Origin of the sequence: Micromonospora violae, assembly GCF_004217135.1 — a bacterium.
In the GTDB taxonomy this organism is placed as follows: domain Bacteria; phylum Actinomycetota; class Actinomycetes; order Mycobacteriales; family Micromonosporaceae; genus Micromonospora; species Micromonospora violae.
The window spans coordinates 1,424,837-1,440,538 of the sequence record NZ_SHKK01000001.1; the positions used below are offsets into that span (position 1 = coordinate 1,424,837).

The 15,702-nt window shown below is 72.1% G+C and carries 15 protein-coding genes; 7 read left to right on the forward strand and 8 right to left on the reverse strand.

All coding sequences use genetic code 11. The features are described 5' to 3' along the window. Window positions 1-50: 50 nt before the first annotated feature. Window positions 51-1,013, reverse strand: a complete 963-nt coding sequence (locus EV382_RS06230; protein WP_130400645.1) for a helix-turn-helix transcriptional regulator — start codon at window positions 1,011-1,013, stop codon at window positions 51-53. Between the two features lie 438 nt (window positions 1,014-1,451). Here EV382_RS06230 and EV382_RS33290 point away from each other — a divergent pair, with 438 nt between their 5' ends. Together EV382_RS33290 and EV382_RS06240 are read left to right on the forward strand one after the other, a co-directional pair. After that, the gene (locus tag EV382_RS33290) at window positions 1,452-2,090 is read left to right on the forward strand and encodes a hypothetical protein (RefSeq protein ID WP_244236563.1); all 639 of its coding nucleotides are present in this window, start codon (window positions 1,452-1,454) and stop codon (window positions 2,088-2,090) included. Between the two features lie 219 nt (window positions 2,091-2,309). Next, the gene (locus EV382_RS06240; RefSeq protein ID WP_130400646.1) at window positions 2,310-3,818 is read left to right on the forward strand and encodes a CehA/McbA family metallohydrolase domain-containing protein; all 1,509 of its coding nucleotides are present in this window, start codon (window positions 2,310-2,312) and stop codon (window positions 3,816-3,818) included. A gap of 98 nt (window positions 3,819-3,916) precedes the next feature. Here the strand turns inward: EV382_RS06240 and EV382_RS06245 are convergent, their stop codons facing one another. Beyond that, window positions 3,917-4,522: a MarR family winged helix-turn-helix transcriptional regulator gene (locus tag EV382_RS06245; protein ID WP_130400647.1), complete on the reverse strand. Its 606-nt coding sequence runs from the start codon at window positions 4,520-4,522 to the stop codon at window positions 3,917-3,919. Between the two features lie 113 nt (window positions 4,523-4,635). Here EV382_RS06245 and EV382_RS06250 point away from each other — a divergent pair, with 113 nt between their 5' ends. The 3 genes from EV382_RS06250 (at window position 4,636) to EV382_RS06260 (ending at window position 8,180) form a co-directional block, all read left to right on the forward strand. After that, window positions 4,636-6,261 carry an LLM class flavin-dependent oxidoreductase gene (locus tag EV382_RS06250; protein WP_130400648.1) on the forward strand — a complete coding sequence of 542 codons (1,626 nt, stop codon included), beginning with the start codon at window positions 4,636-4,638 and terminating at the stop codon, window positions 6,259-6,261. 66 nt (window positions 6,262-6,327) lie between these two features. Further along, window positions 6,328-6,924 carry an ArsR/SmtB family transcription factor gene (locus tag EV382_RS06255; protein ID WP_130400649.1) on the forward strand — a complete coding sequence of 199 codons (597 nt, stop codon included), beginning with the start codon at window positions 6,328-6,330 and terminating at the stop codon, window positions 6,922-6,924. Then, a complete protein-coding gene (locus EV382_RS06260) occupies window positions 6,921-8,180 on the forward strand; it encodes an MFS transporter (protein ID WP_130400650.1) in 1,260 nt (419 codons plus the stop codon). The genes EV382_RS06255 and EV382_RS06260 overlap by 4 nt, the downstream gene beginning before the upstream one ends. A 36-nt stretch (window positions 8,181-8,216) precedes the next feature. Here the strand turns inward: EV382_RS06260 and EV382_RS06265 are convergent, their stop codons facing one another. Further along, the gene (locus tag EV382_RS06265; RefSeq protein WP_130400651.1) at window positions 8,217-9,254 is read right to left on the reverse strand and encodes an SMP-30/gluconolactonase/LRE family protein; all 1,038 of its coding nucleotides are present in this window, start codon (window positions 9,252-9,254) and stop codon (window positions 8,217-8,219) included. 86 nt (window positions 9,255-9,340) lie between these two features. Then, window positions 9,341-9,763, reverse strand: coding sequence for an MmcQ/YjbR family DNA-binding protein (locus EV382_RS06270; protein ID WP_130400652.1), 423 nt, complete (start codon window positions 9,761-9,763; stop codon window positions 9,341-9,343). A 148-nt stretch (window positions 9,764-9,911) separates the two neighbouring features. On the opposite strand from EV382_RS06270, the gene EV382_RS06275 reads away from it, so the two are divergent. Further along, window positions 9,912-11,714 (forward strand): acyl-CoA dehydrogenase, encoded by a 1,803-nt coding sequence (locus tag EV382_RS06275; protein ID WP_130400653.1) that lies wholly within the window; start codon window positions 9,912-9,914, stop codon window positions 11,712-11,714. A 4-nt stretch (window positions 11,715-11,718) separates the two neighbouring features. Here EV382_RS06275 and EV382_RS32630 read toward each other — a convergent pair whose 3' ends face one another. Next, window positions 11,719-11,895 (reverse strand): hypothetical protein, encoded by a 177-nt coding sequence (locus tag EV382_RS32630; RefSeq protein ID WP_165435733.1) that lies wholly within the window; start codon window positions 11,893-11,895, stop codon window positions 11,719-11,721. A gap of 182 nt (window positions 11,896-12,077) precedes the next feature. Beyond that, the gene (locus EV382_RS06280; RefSeq protein ID WP_130400654.1) at window positions 12,078-12,797 is read right to left on the reverse strand and encodes a polyamine aminopropyltransferase; all 720 of its coding nucleotides are present in this window, start codon (window positions 12,795-12,797) and stop codon (window positions 12,078-12,080) included. Between the two features lie 129 nt (window positions 12,798-12,926). Between EV382_RS06280 and eccB the strand changes: the two genes are divergently transcribed. Then, window positions 12,927-14,312: a type VII secretion protein EccB gene (gene eccB / locus EV382_RS06285; RefSeq protein ID WP_130400655.1), complete on the forward strand. Its 1,386-nt coding sequence runs from the start codon at window positions 12,927-12,929 to the stop codon at window positions 14,310-14,312. Between the two features lie 15 nt (window positions 14,313-14,327). Here eccB and EV382_RS06290 read toward each other — a convergent pair whose 3' ends face one another. Together EV382_RS06290 and EV382_RS06295 are read right to left on the reverse strand one after the other, a co-directional pair. Then, window positions 14,328-14,933 (reverse strand): class I SAM-dependent methyltransferase, encoded by a 606-nt coding sequence (locus EV382_RS06290; protein ID WP_130400656.1) that lies wholly within the window; start codon window positions 14,931-14,933, stop codon window positions 14,328-14,330. A 56-nt stretch (window positions 14,934-14,989) separates the two neighbouring features. Beyond that, window positions 14,990-15,604, reverse strand: a complete 615-nt coding sequence (locus EV382_RS06295; protein ID WP_130400657.1) for a methyltransferase domain-containing protein — start codon at window positions 15,602-15,604, stop codon at window positions 14,990-14,992. Between the last annotated feature and the right edge of the window lie 98 nt (window positions 15,605-15,702).

The window sequence follows — 15,702 nt, forward strand, 5'->3', positions numbered from 1 at the left end:
TTGTCGTCGGGTCGTGGCCACCGACACAAGGCGCAGACCGGTGCCGTCTCTCAGGTGTGCAGGGTCTCGCGCGGCGGCACGCCGTAGCTCGCGTGGTATCGCGCGGTGAATCTGCTGTGGCTCGCGAACCCCCACCGACTGGCGATCGCCGAGACGGTCTCCTGGTGCGGGTCGGCCCGCACCAGATCGTGGTGTGCCCGAACGAGCCGGATCCGACGCAGGTGGGCCATGGGGGTGGTGCCGAGATGGCGGCGGAAGGCGAGTTGCACCGCCCGCAGGGAGACGCCGGCGGCACTGGCGATGTCGGCCGCGCTGATGTCCCGGTCGGCGTGTTCCTCCAGGAAGGTGATCGCCCGTCGCAACGTGGCGGTCGTGGCGTCGTGCCGGTCCGCGGCGGTCGGTTCGGTGAACGCGGTGTTGGGAAAGACCGCGAGCGCCGCTGCGGCCAGCATCCGGGCGGCGTTGCCGATCACCAGCGGTTGCGCCCCGGCCGCCGGGCTGTTCAGCACGATCTCACGGACGAAACTGGTGGTGTTGTGCCACTGCCGGGCGAGGGCCGCGCTGACCGGGCCCAGCTCGGTGAACTGGATGCGACCGGGCCGGCGGGCCGGCGCGGTGGTGGCCACCTGCGCCAGCACCGACAGGTCCAGGACGCAGAGCTCCACCTCACCGGGGTGCCAGCGGACGGTGCACGGCTCCTGCGGTCTGGTGACGAGGAAGGCTTCGCCGGGGCCGAACCGGTGGGTCGAGCCGGCGCAGGAGCGATCGACGCGTGCGGTGCGGGTACGACCGATGACCAGCCCGCCGAGGGTGGCGGCACCGATGTCGAGGTGCCCGGTCTGGCGGGTGGTCGCGATGGCGAAAGGACCGGTGTCCACGCGGCGATGGGTGAGCCGGTATCCGTTCCTGCTCTGGATATGCAGTTTCGGGTCGTACGTGGCCGACAGGAAATCCTGGATGGCCGCCGGGTCACGACTGTCGAACTGGTGGGTCTGCACTGGCGATGACGTCATCCGCTGTCTCCGTCCGGTGGAGTGCCGCCCGGTCGTGGAACGGTGCGACGGCAGGATCGGGACCTGCCGGGGTGTTCGGCGGTGACCCGGCACGTCGGTGGCCGGCGGTGCGGTGAGAGGGAGCGTCGCGAGCGGGACGGCAGCGACAGGGTCTCGGATCTGGTCGGACCATTCAGGAGCGCTGAGTCGCAAAATCTGTGTATGGGAATTTCACCATACGACAGTCAGCGACCCGCCGTCCCGCGAATCAGCGTGGTGTGTCGGCAGCTCGACTTCGTTTTCCGGCTAACGCGTCGAATGGTTCTGCGCCTGCGGGGCTAGCCACCCGCGTGGAGGACAGCGAAATCTTGTTCATGATTCGTCGGAGGACGTCCGGCTGGCTGCCGGGAGGCCGGCGTACGGAGGGGGGACGCGTTGGACGGTACTGATCCTGACCGGGTGGTTCGGTTGGCCGTGGCCGAGGCGCTGGCCCGAGTGGCGGACGAGGACAGCCTGGGTCTGGGGGAGGGGGACGTGCTGGAAGGGCTCGGGCGTGGGCTGCGTCAGGTACTGCGCCGTGCCCTCGACAACCAGGTGCCGCTGACCACCCCGCACTTCGTCGACCTCTGCCGCGACCTGGGTCTGAACCGTGACGCCTTCGACCTGCTGGGGCACTACCTGATGACCGCGTTGCTGGCCCAGCACGTGGGGCCGGACGCCCTGATCCGGGTCGGGGTGCTCTTCGGCACCGTCGGGCGTTACCTGCCGGGCGCCCGTCCGCTGGCCCACCGCAACCAGGGCCCCGTGTCCCGGCGTCGCGATGTGCGCTCGGACAACAGCGTCGTCGGCCGGTACCGCCGGGCCAAGCTGCCGGAGCACCTCCCCAACCCGCCGAGTTGGACCTGCACCGGATGCGGCCGCGAGTGGCCCTGCGCCACCAAGCAGAGCCAACTGCTCGCCGAGTTCGGTGGCGCACGCGCCTCCCTCGCGGTCTATCTCGGCTCCTGCCTCGTCGCCGCCGCCCAGGATTTGCCCACGCTGCCGCTGCCCCGGGCCCGGCTCCGCTTCCTGGGCTGGCTGCCCCGCGCCCGGCTCTGACCGGGCCGCCGGCCCCGCGCGCGGCCCGGCCGGGGCCTGGTCCGGACGGCGCACTCCACGCGAGTCACGAGGTGACCCACCGCTGCCCCGCCCGGCGCTGCCCACAGGACGGGGCAGGGTGTTCATCGCTAGCACCGGTCGCGTTCGGCGGCTGTTCACTGCCCTCTCCGAGGCTCCTTCATCGAAAGAGCATTCGCTTGATCGAGGAAAGGCTCTCAGGTGAGAGACAAGCATTCCGAAGAGACCGAGCACGCGCAGCTGTCCCGGCGCAAGCTGGTCAAGTACGCGGGTGTCGGTGCGACGCTGGCCGCCGCCAGCCCACTGATCGGTGGCGGCGCGGCCTGGGCCGACGAGGAGCGCCGACCCGGCGACGACAAGGACGACCGGGGGAACACGAAGAACCGGGCGTGGCGTGCGGGCGACCACCACATCCACTCCGAGTACAGCGGTGAGTTCGACACCACCAAGTCGCCGGTCGTCTTCCACAAGGGCGCGGACGCGGTCTACCCGATCGTCACCAACGCGATCATGGCGAAGCACTTCGGTCTGACCTGGGCGATGTGCACCGACCACGGTGGACCGACCCACTCGAAGGTGAACATCGAGCAGGCGTACCCCGACCTGCTGCGGTCCCGCAAGCTGGTCCCCGAGGTGCTCCAGTTCTGGGGCATGGAGTTCGACGCGCCCGCGCTGGACCACCACACGCTGATGATCCCGCGCCACGACGACGAGGCGAAGCAGCTCTTCGAGTTGGAGAGCCGGTTCGCCAAGTACGACGCGTTCCCAACCGACCCGGCGCGCGACACCGAGGCCAAGATGGTCGAGTTCCTCAAGGTCGCCCGGGGCATGCCGCACAAGCCGCTGGTGATCGCCCACCACGCGTCCCGTTCGGCGCCCGGTCTCGGTGTCTACGGTCAGGACACCCCGCGCGAGTTCCGCAACGGCAACAACGCCGCGCCGGACGTCTACATCGGCTTCGAGGGCGCCCCCGGCCACCAGGCCGGCCCGCTCAACGGTGGCGCGCGGGGCGGGTACGGCAACCACCCCACCTACGGTGGCTTCGACCAGATGACCGCCCGGGTCGGTGGCCTCTGGGACTCGCTGCTCGGCGAGGGTCGACGCTGGTGGATCACGGCGACCTCGGACTCGCACGTGCACTGGACCCGCGGCGGCTCCGACTTCTGGCCGGGCGAGTACAGCAAGACGTACGTGCACGCCCGCCAGGACTACGGCGACATCATGGACGGCCTGCGCAACGGCCGGATCTGGGTCACCACCGGTGACCTGATCCGCAGCCTCGACGTCACGGCCAAGTCCCAGGGCCAGACCGCCGAGGTGGGCGAGACCATCACGGTCAACCGCCGCAACCGCACCGATGTCGAGATCGAGATCAAGTTCCGTCCGCTGGACGGCGTCAACGGCAACGGTGACCGGCCCGAGGTCCGCCGGGTCGACCTGATCGTCGGCCAGATCACCGGCCCGAGCGCCAGCCTGGACGCCGACACCAACCCCACCACCAAGGTCGTCGCCCGGTTCGGCCCGCGCGACTGGCGTCGCCAGGGTGCGGACTACGTCATCCGGCACACCCTGCGCAACGTCGAGGCCGACACCTACGCGCGGGTGCGGGGCACCAGCACGGACGAGGCCGAGCCGCTCGCCGACGGGCTGGAGAGCCCGTGGAGCGACCTGTGGTTCTACTCGAACCCGGTGTTCGTGCACGTGCGCTGACCGAGCGCGGTAGCGACATTGCGGGCCTGTCCGGCACCGCTCGACGGACCACGTCGGGTGCTGCCGGGCGGGCCCGCGCCGCCCGCCGTAGCGGCAGGTCAGCCGGTGCCGCGGCGGCGGGCACGGGGGGTGGCGGCTCGTCCGCCCCGCACCGTCGTGGCACCGGTCTGGCGCGAAGTCGGTGCCTCCGCTGGCGCGGCGTCGTCGTGCACCTGCGTCACCACCTCGCAGAGGTCGCGCAGCGGGTCAGCCGCCTGAGCCGAACAGGCGACCTTCTGCAGCAGTGACCGCAGCGTCGCCGACTCGGTGGGCGTGAGCGCCCCCAGCAGATGTGACTCGACCCGCCGTAGTGCCAGTCGCCGCTGCTCCCAGGCGGCACGGCCGGCGTCGGTGACCTCGACCAGCCGGTTGCGCCGGTCGGCCGGGTCCGCCCGACGGGCGACGAACCCGGGCCCCTCCAGGTCATCGATCAGGTAGGTGAGGACGGTGCGGTCGATGCCGATCTCCTCGGCGATCGCGCCCTGGTTTCGGGCCGGCCCGTTGATCGCCGCCGTGAGCAGTTGGTAGCCGCGCGGGCCACCGGGGAAGTCGCTGAGCGCGTGCTCGGCCGCCCGGACGTAGCCGCGGAAGACGATCCCGAGCATCCAACCCAGGTCGTCGTCGAGCGGATCGGGCCGATCCGGCCGGTGAGTGGCACCCGTCATCCCCCGACAATACCGCAGCGAGCCAGACCTTGTTGGCAACAGATCTTCTGCCTGGCATAAGGTTATGGTCGCGGCGCGTCGCCCGAGGTGTCGCGGAATCAGGAGGTGCCCAGATGAGCGACTACGGCCACGACCTGGTCTTCGGGTCCTTCGTCACGCCCAGCGCTGGCGATCCGGACCGTACGGTCGGCGTCGCGGTCCTGGCCGAACAGGTCGGACTGGACCTGGTCACCTTCCAGGACCACCCGTACCAGCCGGCGTTCCTCGACACCTGGACGTTGCTGAGCTTCGTGGCGGCCCGCACCAGCCGGGTGCGCCTGGCGGCGAACGTGACGAACCTGCCCCTGCGCCCGCCGGCGGTGCTCGCCCGCAGTGTCGCCAGCCTGGACCTGCTCAGCGATGGCCGGGTCAGCCTCGGCCTCGGGGCGGGGGCGTTCTGGGATGCCATCGAGGCGATGGGCGGCCGGCGGTTGACCCCCGGCCAGGGCGTCCGGGCGCTGGAGGAGGCGATCGAGGTCATCCGGCAGTTCTGGGACGCCGAGACGCGCGGCGGGGTACGGGTCGACGGCGAGTTCTACCGGGTGGTGGGCGCCAAGCGTGGGCCCGCGCCGGCCCACGCGGTGCCGATCTGGCTGGGTGCGTACAAGCCGCGGATGCTCCAGCTCACCGGCCGTCGGGCCGATGGCTGGCTGCCCACGCTGGGCTACCTTCAGCCCGGTGACCTGGCCAAGGGCAACGCGATCATCGATGACGCGGCGCAGCAGGCCGGCCGGTCCCCGCAGGACGTGCGTCGACTGCTCAACATCGCCGGCGAGTTCTCGGCCGTCGGGCGCGGCCCGCTGAACGGGCCTGCCGAGCAGTGGGCCGAGGAGTTGGCCGAGCTGGCGCTGGAGGAGGGCGTCGGCACCTTCATCCTGGCCAGCGACGACCCCGACGACCTGCGTCGGTTCGCCGGCGAGGTGGCTCCCGCCGTCCGCGAGCTGGTCGCGGCCGAACGTGACCGGGGCGCGGCGGCGCAGAGCGCGCCAGCGCCGGGGAGTACGCCGGCGGCGGAGCGTACGCCGGAGCCGGAGCCGGAGCCGGAGCCGGAGCCGGCCGCTGCCGCGCCGGTGCGGGCGAGCCGCGCCACCGTGACCGGCGGGGCGTTCGCCGTGGTGCCGACCGCCGATGACGGTGTACGGCGAAGCGAGCGGCGGGTGTGGGACGAGTCGACCCGGCCGACCGGGCCCGCCCCCGACCCCGAGCGCACCTACACCCCGCAGGAGCAGGCGACCGGCGCGCACCTCGTGCAGATCCACGACGGCCTGCGCGCCGAGCTGGCCCAGATTCACGACCTGATCGAGCAGGTGGCGGCCGGCGAGATCGACGCCGGCGCGGCCCGGTCCCACATCAACACGATGACCATGCGGCAGAACCGGTGGACGCTCGGCGTCTACTGCGAGTCGTACTGCCGCATCGTCACCACTCACCACACCATCGAGGACCAGTCGTTCTTCCCCCGGTTGCGGGCCCGCGACCCCCGGCTCGGCCCGGTGGTCGACCGGCTGGAGCAGGAGCATCACGTCATCCACGACGTGCTGGAGGGCGTCGACCGCGCCCTGGTCGCGTATGTCGGGTCGCCGGACGGCCTCGCCGAGCTGCGGGCGGCGGTGGACCTGCTGACCGACGCCCTGCTGTCCCACCTCAGCTACGAGGAGCGGGAGCTGGTGGAGCCGTTGGCGCGGCTGGGCATCGCCTGATCGAGCGCCGCCGCCGCGGCGGCTCGGGGCTTGCCCTGACGGAACCTGAGAGACTACTTTCGAAACATGTCTCTCAAGAATCCGTACGGAGATTTCGAGATCACCGAGCCGCAGGCGCTGCGGGCGCTGGCCCACCCGGTGCGGCTGGCGATCCTCGAACACCTTCAGCGGCACGGCCCGGCGACGGCGACCGGGCTCTCGCCGCACGTCGGTGCCACGCCGTCGGTGGTCAGCTGGCACCTACGGCACCTCGCGACGTTCGGGCTGGTCACCGACTGGGATGGTGCCACCAGCAAACGGGAGCGGTGGTGGCAGGCTGTCGCCCGGGGCTTCCGCTTCACCGCGCCCGACAGCGCCGAAGGGCAGTCCGCCAGCCGACAGCTGCGCGGCGAGATGTTCGCCCGCAGAGCCGATGTACCCCAGCAGTGGTTGCTGCATGACGAGCCCCGACTGGACGACGACTGGCGCGCGCTGGCCGGCATGGCCGACACCCGGTTCGTGGCCACCGCCGACGAGCTGCGGCAGTTGGAGGAGTCGATCGAGGAGCTGATCGCTCCGTACGTGCGGCGCAAGGAGGAGTCGGCCCCGGACGGCGCGCGGATCGTCCGGATGCTGCGCTACCTCCTGCCCGAGCCCGGCGACGACGACCCGGCCACGTCATGACCGCCACCGTGAGCCCCCCGGTGCCCCCGCCGGCCCTGCACCGCGACCGACGGTTCCGCGCCTTCTGGGCCAGCGAGACGATCTCCCAGTTCGGTGACCGGATCAGCGAACTGGCTCTGCCGCTGATCGCCGTCTCCCTGCTCACCGCGACACCCGTGCAGGTCAGCGTCCTCACCGCGCTGATCTGGCTGCCCAACCTGCTGGGCCTGTTCCTCGGTGCCTGGGTCGACCAGCGCACCCACAAGCGGCGGCTGCTGATCATCGCGGACCTCGTCCGCGCCGCGGTGCTGTTCAGCCTGCCGGTGGCCTACCTGTTCGACGCGATCACCCTCACCCAGCTCTACCTGGTGGCACTGCTCACCGGCGTCGGGGCGGTGCTGTTCGCCATGGCACGACAGGCGTTCTTCGTCGCCCTGGTGCCACGATCGGCGTACGTGGACGCGACCAGCAAACTCAGCATGAGCCGGTCGCTGTCCTTCATCGCCGGCCCGGCCGTCGGCGGTGGGCTGGTCCAGGCGCTCAGCGCGCCGGTCGCGATCGTCGTCGACGCGGTGTCCTTCCTCGGCTCCGCGCTGCTGCTGCACCGCATCCCGGTGACAGAGTCACCGCCACCGCCGCGTCAGACATCCACGCTCGGCCTGGTCCGGGAAGGGCTCACGCTGGTGCTGCGACACCCGGTGCTGCGGGCCGCCCTCGGCTGCACCAGCACGGTCAACTTCTTCACCTTCATCGCCAGCGCGCTGCTGGTGCTCTACGCCAGCCGGGAACTCGACCTGTCGGCCGGCGCGATCGGCATCGCCCTCGGGATCGGAGCGCTCGGCGGGTTCGCGGGAGCGGCGCTCGCACCGCGGATCTCGCGCGCCATCGGCCTGGGACGCACCGCCATGATCGGCGCGGTACTCTTTCCCGCCCCGCTGGCGGCGACCGCGCTGGTGGCCGGGCCGACCTGGGCGAAGGTGGCGACGCTGGCCGCCATCGAGCTGGTCTCCAGCGTCGGGGTGATGCTGATGGACGTCAACCTCAACGCCCTCCTCACCGCCGTGACACCCGACGACGCGCGAGGACGCCGGGCCGGTGCCTACAGCGCCGTCAACTACGGCATCCGACCGCTCGGCGCGCTGGTCGGTGGCGCGTTGGGCACCACCATCGGGCTGCGGCCCACGTTGGCCATCGCCGGCCTGGGCGGCGCGCTCGCCGTGCTGTGGTTGCTCGCGTCACCGGTGCGCCACATCAAAACCCTCGACGAGCCGGCCTAACCCCGACCTACGACGGCGGCTGCCGGATCGGGGCACTCAGGCGTGGTCCCGGGCGGGCGGCCCGATCTCAACGGGCATCCGGTAGATCTGGACCGGGTAGTCGACGGCCGCGACCCCGCCGTTGAGCCCGGCGGTCAGGTGCAGCTGGGCCGCCGGCATCCAGAGCCGGGCATCGGCGTCGAGCCACATCGCGTCCACCCAGGCCAGTCGGGGGTCGGCGACGAGCGTCCGTACGTTGCGGTCGGGTGCGAGGACGAGGACGCGCCGCCGTTCCAGGTCGCTGAGGTAGATGGTGCCGGTGGCGTCGATGGCCGTGCCACCGGTGCTGGGTGTGTCACACCAGCGTTCGACAGTCCGGGCCATCTCGTCGGCGGACACCGACGGGTCGTCCAACCAGCGGGTGGCGATCCGGGACATCCCGCCGGAGGCCGGCTGGTAGTAGAGCCAGCGGCCGTCCGGCGACACCTCCAGTTGGTCGACGTGCAGGCGTACGTCGGCACCGTCCGGGTCACGCAGCACGCGACCGTCGGCGACCACCGGGCCGCCGGCCGTGCTCGGATGCCCGTCCAGCACGCGCCGGGGCCGACCCGAGTCGAGGTCGAGCACGATGAGGCCGGCGGCTCCGGCGTCGCTGAAGTACGCCATCCGGCCGTTGAAGCGGACGTCGTCGACATAGCTGCCCGGGTACACCGCCTCGTCGAGGTGGTAGACCCGCTCCACCTGGTCGCCGTCCAGGTTGACAGCGATCAGCCGGGCGCCGCCCGGCACCTGCGCTCCACCGAGCTGCGGCGTGCCCGAGTCGACGATCCACAACCGGCCGTCCGGGCCGCCGCGTAAACCGTTGACGTGCACGAACCCCTCACTCGGCGACCGGTTGGCACGGTTCCAGGCGACATCCGGGTACGGGACACGACGGCCGTCCGGCAACGCCTCGACCACTTGGACGCCGGGCCGATCCGCCGACGGGTAGCTCAGGAACACCCGCCCGCGCACTGTGGTCACGCCCGTGCACACCCGGTCTTCCTGGAACACCGGCGTCAACCGGTGGTCCTCCTCGGTGGGCAGCGACAACATCGCGCGGTATCCCCGGAGCGTGCCGGCCGAAACGCCGGTCGCAGGACACCGCCGGCGCTCAACCGGCGGCAGGGTGCCCTCGGCGCTCAGCGCATCGGCGGTGCCGGGGGGCCGACCTGGGTGGCGAGCCGCTTCGGGGCCAGCAGGCAGTAGCTCTCGGTCAGCAGCTCGCCGACCTCATCCCAGTCGGTGTCGTCGTCCAGGATCATGCCCACCACGGTCGGGCTCCAGTCCGGTTTGTAGAACGGGTGGCCCATGGCGAGCAGCCCGGCGATCTCGTCGAGTGGCGACCGGAAGGTCAGCAGGCAGGCCGGCTGGTCGAGTGCGGCAGCCCGGGCGTGGACCGGCTGACGATCGGGGTCGACGGTGAGCACGTGGGCGACGGTCCGTTTGCGGATGCGCCAGCGGGTGCCCACCCAGGCCGGCTCCTCGTAGGTCTCCGGCAGCCCGAGGCAGATCGGCCGCAGCCGGTCGAGGATCTCGGGTGGAACGTCTCCGGGTGCGGTCACGGCCAACGACGCTAACCGGTGGGTGTGACAAGTCCCGCCCGTCCAACCCGGGCCGGGCCGGTGGTGCGGGCCGTGCCGATCGGCCAGGATGGGCGGGGCGACAGTGGGCCGTCGCCCCGCCCGCCCCCCGTGCCCGCTGAGGAGTGCCGTGCCGTCCACCCTGCTCTCCCGCCGCGACCTCGACTTTCTGCTGCACGACTGGCTGCGGGTGTCCGAGCTCGTCGAGCGTCCCCGCTACGCCGAGCACTCCCGGGAGACGTTCGACGACGCCCTGGACCTCGCCGAGCGGGTGGCCACCGAGCAGTTCGCCCCGCACAACCGGGCCGCCGACCTCGCCGAACCCACCTTCGACGGGCAGCGGGTACGGCTGATCCCGCAGGTCCGCGCGGCGTTGGACAGCTTCGCCGAGACGGGCCTGCTCACCGCCGGGCTGGACGCCACGGTCGGTGGCCTGCAACTGCCGCAGGCCGTCGCGGCGGCCTGCTTCACCTGGTTCCAGGCCGCGAACGTGGCCACGTCGGCGTACCCGTTCCTCACCCTGGGCAACGCCAACCTGCTGCTGGCGCACGGCAGCCCCGAGCAGGTGGACACCTACGTCCGGCCCATGCTGGACGGCCGGTTCTTCGGCACCATGTGCCTGTCCGAGCCGCACGCCGGCAGCTCGCTGGCCGACATCACCACCCGCGCCGAGCCCCAGGCGGACGGCACGTACCGGCTCTTCGGCACCAAGATGTGGATCTCCGGTGGTGACCACGAGTTGGCCGAGAACATCGTCCACCTGGTGTTGGCGCGCATCCCCGGCGCGCCGCCCGGGGTCAAGGGCATCTCGCTGTTCATCGTCCCCAAGGTGCTGGTCGGTCCCGACGGGTCGCTCGGCGACCGCAACGACGTGGTGTTGGTCGGGCTCAACCACAAGATGGGGTTCCGGGGCACCACCAACACCCTGCTCAGCTTCGGCGACGGCGCACACACCCCCGCCGGCCGCGCCGGAGCGGTCGGCCACCTGGTCGGCGCGCCGCATCAGGGGCTGGCGCAGATGTTCCACATGATGAACGAGGCGCGGATCGGGGTCGGGGCGGGCGCCACCGCGTTGGGGTACACCGGCTACCTCAAGAGCCTGGCGTACGCGAAGGAGCGGCCGCAGGGCCGGCCGGTCGGCGCGAAGGACCCGGCCGCCCCGCAGGTGCCGATCATTGACCACCCGGACGTCCGCCGGATGCTGTTGGCGCAGAAGAGCTACGTGGAGGGGGCGTTGGCGCTGGTGCTCTACTGCGCGCGGCTGCTCGACGAGCAGAAGACCGCCCCGGCCGAGGCCGACCGCGAGCGTGCGCACCTGCTGCTGGACGTGCTCACCCCGATCACCAAGAGCTGGCCGTCGCAGTGGTGCCTCGCCGCCAACGACCTGGCCATCCAGGTGCTCGGCGGCGCTGGCTACACCCGCGACCACGACGTGGAGCAGCACTACCGGGACAACCGGCTCAACCCGATCCACGAGGGCACCCACGGCATCCAGGCACTGGATCTGCTGGGGCGCAAGATGACCATGCAGGGCGGCGCTGGTCTCGCCCTGCTGACCGCGACGATCGGTGACACGGTGGAGCGGGCCCGCAAGGCCGAGGGTGCGGCGGCCGAGCTGGCGGGCCGGTTGGCCGCCGCGGTGGACCGGGTCACCGCTGTCACTCGTCGACTCTGGGCCGACGGTGACCCGGTGCTCGCGTTGGCCAACGCCAGCGCCTACCTGGAGGCCGTCGGGCACGTCGTGGTCGCGTGGATGTGGTTGGAGCAGGTGCTGGCGCTGCCGCCGGAGGGGGCCGGCGACGCGTTCCACGCCGGCAAGCGGCAGGCCGCACGCTACTTCTTCACTGTCGAGTTGCCCCGGACCGGCCCGCAGTTCGACCTGCTGGAGAGTCGGGACCGGACCACGCTCGACATGCGGCCGGACTGGTTCTGACCGGTCACCGTCGGCGGGACTGGTTGCCCATCGCCTGCCGCCCCTTGACGAAGCCCCAGATGATCACGATCACCAGCGCGATCACACCGATGATGATCAGCCAGCGGACCGCCTCAAGGATCAACCCGAGCAGGATCAGCACGCCGGCGACCACGCCGACGACCCAGAGCAGCGCACGCATGTCGACCTCCCGTAACCGGCCGCCTGGTGCGGCGGGCCCCGGGTTCACGTTCCCCGTACGACCGACACCATGCCGATTGATCGACTCGGGTTCCTTGAAGTCGCGGTGTCCAGGGCCCGGCAACACCCCGACTTTCTGAGACCCGAGTGGATCAAGCGCGAGCTCGACCAATCAGGGCGAGCTCAGCCGTCGGTGCGCGCCACGTAGACGGTGTTGGCCGACTCCCCGCCGGTCAACGGATTGGCGAACGGCACGACGTGCGCGCGTACGCCCACGAACACCTCGGTGAGCGCGTCGGTGAACTCGGCGTCCGGCGGGTCGTCCGACCAGAGCGCGAAGACGCCCTCGGGGCGCAGCAGGGCGGCCAGGCGGCGCAGACCGTCCGGACGATAGAACGCCGCGTGGCTCGGGTGCAGGACGTTGCGCGGGGAGTGGTCGACGTCGAGCAGCACGGCGTCGAACCGACGAGCGGGCACCTCGGTGTCGAAACCTGTGTCACCGGCCACCGCCGCGAAGAAGTCGGCCTGCACGAAGCGGGTCCGGGGGTCCTCGGCGAGCCCTGCCGCGAACGGCAGCAACCCCCGCCGGTGCCAGTCGATCACGTCTTCGATCGCCTCCACCACGAGCAGGGACCGCACCCGGGGGTCGCCCAGCGCCGCACAGGCGGTGTAACCCAACCCGAGACCGCCCACCACCACGTCGAGGGAGTCACCGGTCACCTCGGCGAGACCGAGCCGCGCCAACTCGATCTCCGCGACCGGGAAGAGGCTGGACATCAGGTACTCGTCGTCGAGCTTGACCTCGTACACCTCGACCTGGAGCGCCGGATCCCGGCGTCGGCGCAGGCTGATCGCGCCGATCGGTGTCTCCCGCCAGGCCAGCTCTTCGAAACGCGCGCCCACGGGTGCCCTCTCGCCGCCGGATTCGTCCACGGATGGTACCGGTTGCCCGGCGACGGGCGGCCACGCAGGGTCCACGGGACATCGACGCAGCGCATATCCTGTGCCCCGTCGATCCACCGGAGGGGACTCATGCCGTCGCGGCAGGACCAGCTGCACTCCTACCAGTTCAGCGTCCAGCGGGCCGTCGCCGCCCTGGTCATGCGGGAGACCGATCCCGCGCAGTCACCGTTTCGGCGGCTGGCCGGCGCCGGGCTGGCCAGCGTTCTGGTGGCGGCGATCGGGCTCGGCGGTTTCGCCCTCTACGGCCTGTTCGCCGGCGGCGGCAAGGGGTGGCGCGACCCGGGTGCGGTGATCGTGGAGAAGGAGTCCGGCGCCCGGTTCGTCTATCGCGAGCAGAAGCTGCACCCGGTGCTCAACTACGCTTCGGCGCTGCTCATTGTCGGCGCGGACCGGTCGAAGACCGTGCTGGTGTCCCGCCGCACGATCGACGGGGTGCCGCGCGGGCTGCCGTTGGGCATCGCCGACGCCCCCGACTCGCTGCCCGCCCCCGGGCGGCTGGCCGCCACGGCGTGGACGGTCTGCTCGACGGTCCCGGCCGGCGCGGGCGCGGCGACGCCGCGCTCCGCGCTGCTGATCGGCACCGAACCGGACGGCGGCCGACCGCTGGGCGATGACGCGCTGCTGCTGCGTCACCCCGACGGTGGGCTGCATCTGCTCTGGCACCAGCGGCGCTACCTCGTCCGTGATCCCAGCAGGGTGCTGGCGGCGCTCGCCACCACCCGGGCCCAGGCGGTCCCGGTGGCGCCGGCACTGCTCAACTCGCTGCCCGCCGGCACCGACCTCGCCCCGCTTGCCCTGCCCGCGCTGGGTCGGCCCGCCACCCGGGTGCCGGGTGCCACGATCGGCGCGGTCTACCTGGTGAGCAACTCCGGTGGCGGTCGGCAGTACGCGGTGGCGCTCGACGCCGGCCTGGCCGGCATCACCGAACTGCAGGCGGGGCTGTTGCTGGCCCGCACCGGGCAGGGCGCGCCGCTGCCGATGACGTTGGGCCGGTTCGCCGCGCTGCCCACGGTGCCCGATCTCGCCCCCACCGGCCCGAACGCCCCGCCACCGACCCCGCCCCGGCTCGCGGCCGGTGACGGCGGGGCGCTCTGCACCCGCGTCGCCGACGACGGTGGGGTTGGCGAGGTGCGTTGGGGCGTACCGCTGCGGGACCTGGCGGCCGTGCCCCGCACCGCGCCGGCCGGCGGCGCGGTGCTGGCCGACCACGTGGTGGTGGAGCCGGGCCGCGGCGCGGTGGTCGAGGCCGTCGCCGCGCCCGGTGCGACCGGCGGTGCGGTCTCCGTCGTGACCGACCTGGGCCGACGGTACGTGCTGGCCGAGCGGGAGGTGCTCGCGATGCTCGGCTACCGCGACGTGCGACCGGTGCGGCTGCCGGCCGGGCTGGTCAGTCTGGTGCCGGCCGGCGCCACCCTCGACCCGACCGCCGCCCGCGCCGCCGCTGCCCCCGACTGAGGCGGCACGCTGGTGTCAGTCGGACGGGCGGCGCAGGACGCTGACCGCGAACGGGGCGTCGTCGCGCCACGGGCGCAGGTCCCAGGTGGCGAAGCGTTGCTCCACGCGTAGCCCGGCGGCCACCGCGTCGGCGTCGAACGCGGTCAGTGGGTAGCCGCGCTCGGTGCCGAAGCCCACCGTCAGCACCCCGTCGGGTCGCAGGTGCGCGGCCACCCGGCGCAGGACCTCCGGTTCGGTGCCGACGGCGACGAAGGCGAGCACGTTGCCGGCCAGCACCGCCGCGTCGAACGGCTCCGCCTCACCCAGCGCCGGGAGATCCAGCTCGGCGAGGTCGGCGACCAGCCACGTCGGGCCGGGATAGTCGGCGCGGGCGGCCTCCACCAGTGCGGGGTCGGCGTCCACCCCGACCACCGTGTGCCCCCGCTCGGCCAGCGCGGCACCGACGCGGCCGGTGCCGCTGCCGGCGTCGAGGATCCGGGAGCCGGGCGCGACGAGAGCGTCCACCAGCCGGGCCTCGCCGGCCAGGTCCGCACCCTCGGCCACGAGTTTGCGGAACCGGTCGATATACCACTGTGAATGCTCGGGGCCGGTGTCGGTCTCCCAGCGGGTCGGGTTGGCCATGTGGCCACCGTAACCGGGCCGGTGGCGGCCCGGCGGGCGACCCGGGACAGCCCGGATCAGGGCAGCTGGGCCACCGTGATGAACTCGTTGTAGGTGAACACCCGCCCCATCGGCCGGGCGAACGGGAACGAGTACTGCCGGGTGACGGTCAGGCCCAGCTCCTGACAGGTCTGCGCCGCCTCGGCGAAGCCGACGAACCGGACGTGTGAGGCGTCGCTGGCGTAGCCGCGTTCCTGCGGGGTGATGAACACGGCCTGCCCACCGGAGCGCACGTACGGCAGGTAGGACGAGATGACGTCCCGCGCCTCGTCGGCCGGCAGGTGCTCCAGCAGGTGCGCGGCGAGCAGCGAGTCGAACGCCCCCGGCCGGGCGTGCGGGCTGTCCTTGAACTCCTCCACCGTGTACGCCTCCAGCCCCACGGCCCGGGAGTGCGCCACCGAGGTGGGGTTGTGGTCGACGCCCACGCCGTTGCCGTCGAGGTTGGCGAGGTTGCGGCCGAGACCGGAGCCGACGTCGAGGGTGTGGCCCAGATTGAGGCGGCGCAGATTCCACCGGTAGGGCGCCTGCACGTCGAGCATCTGCTTCCAGCGGGCACCACCGAGGCGTTGCAGCCGATCGGTGTAGTCCTCGCCCGCGGTCTCGGTCGGGCGGGTCCGTCGTGCCTGGCTCATGCGCCAGCTCCCTCAGCTGTGCCGGATAAAGACGTGCCGATGGTACGGACAGAAGAGCGATTGTGGGGGGCGTCACAGCCCAGCGTTTCCGGACTGTG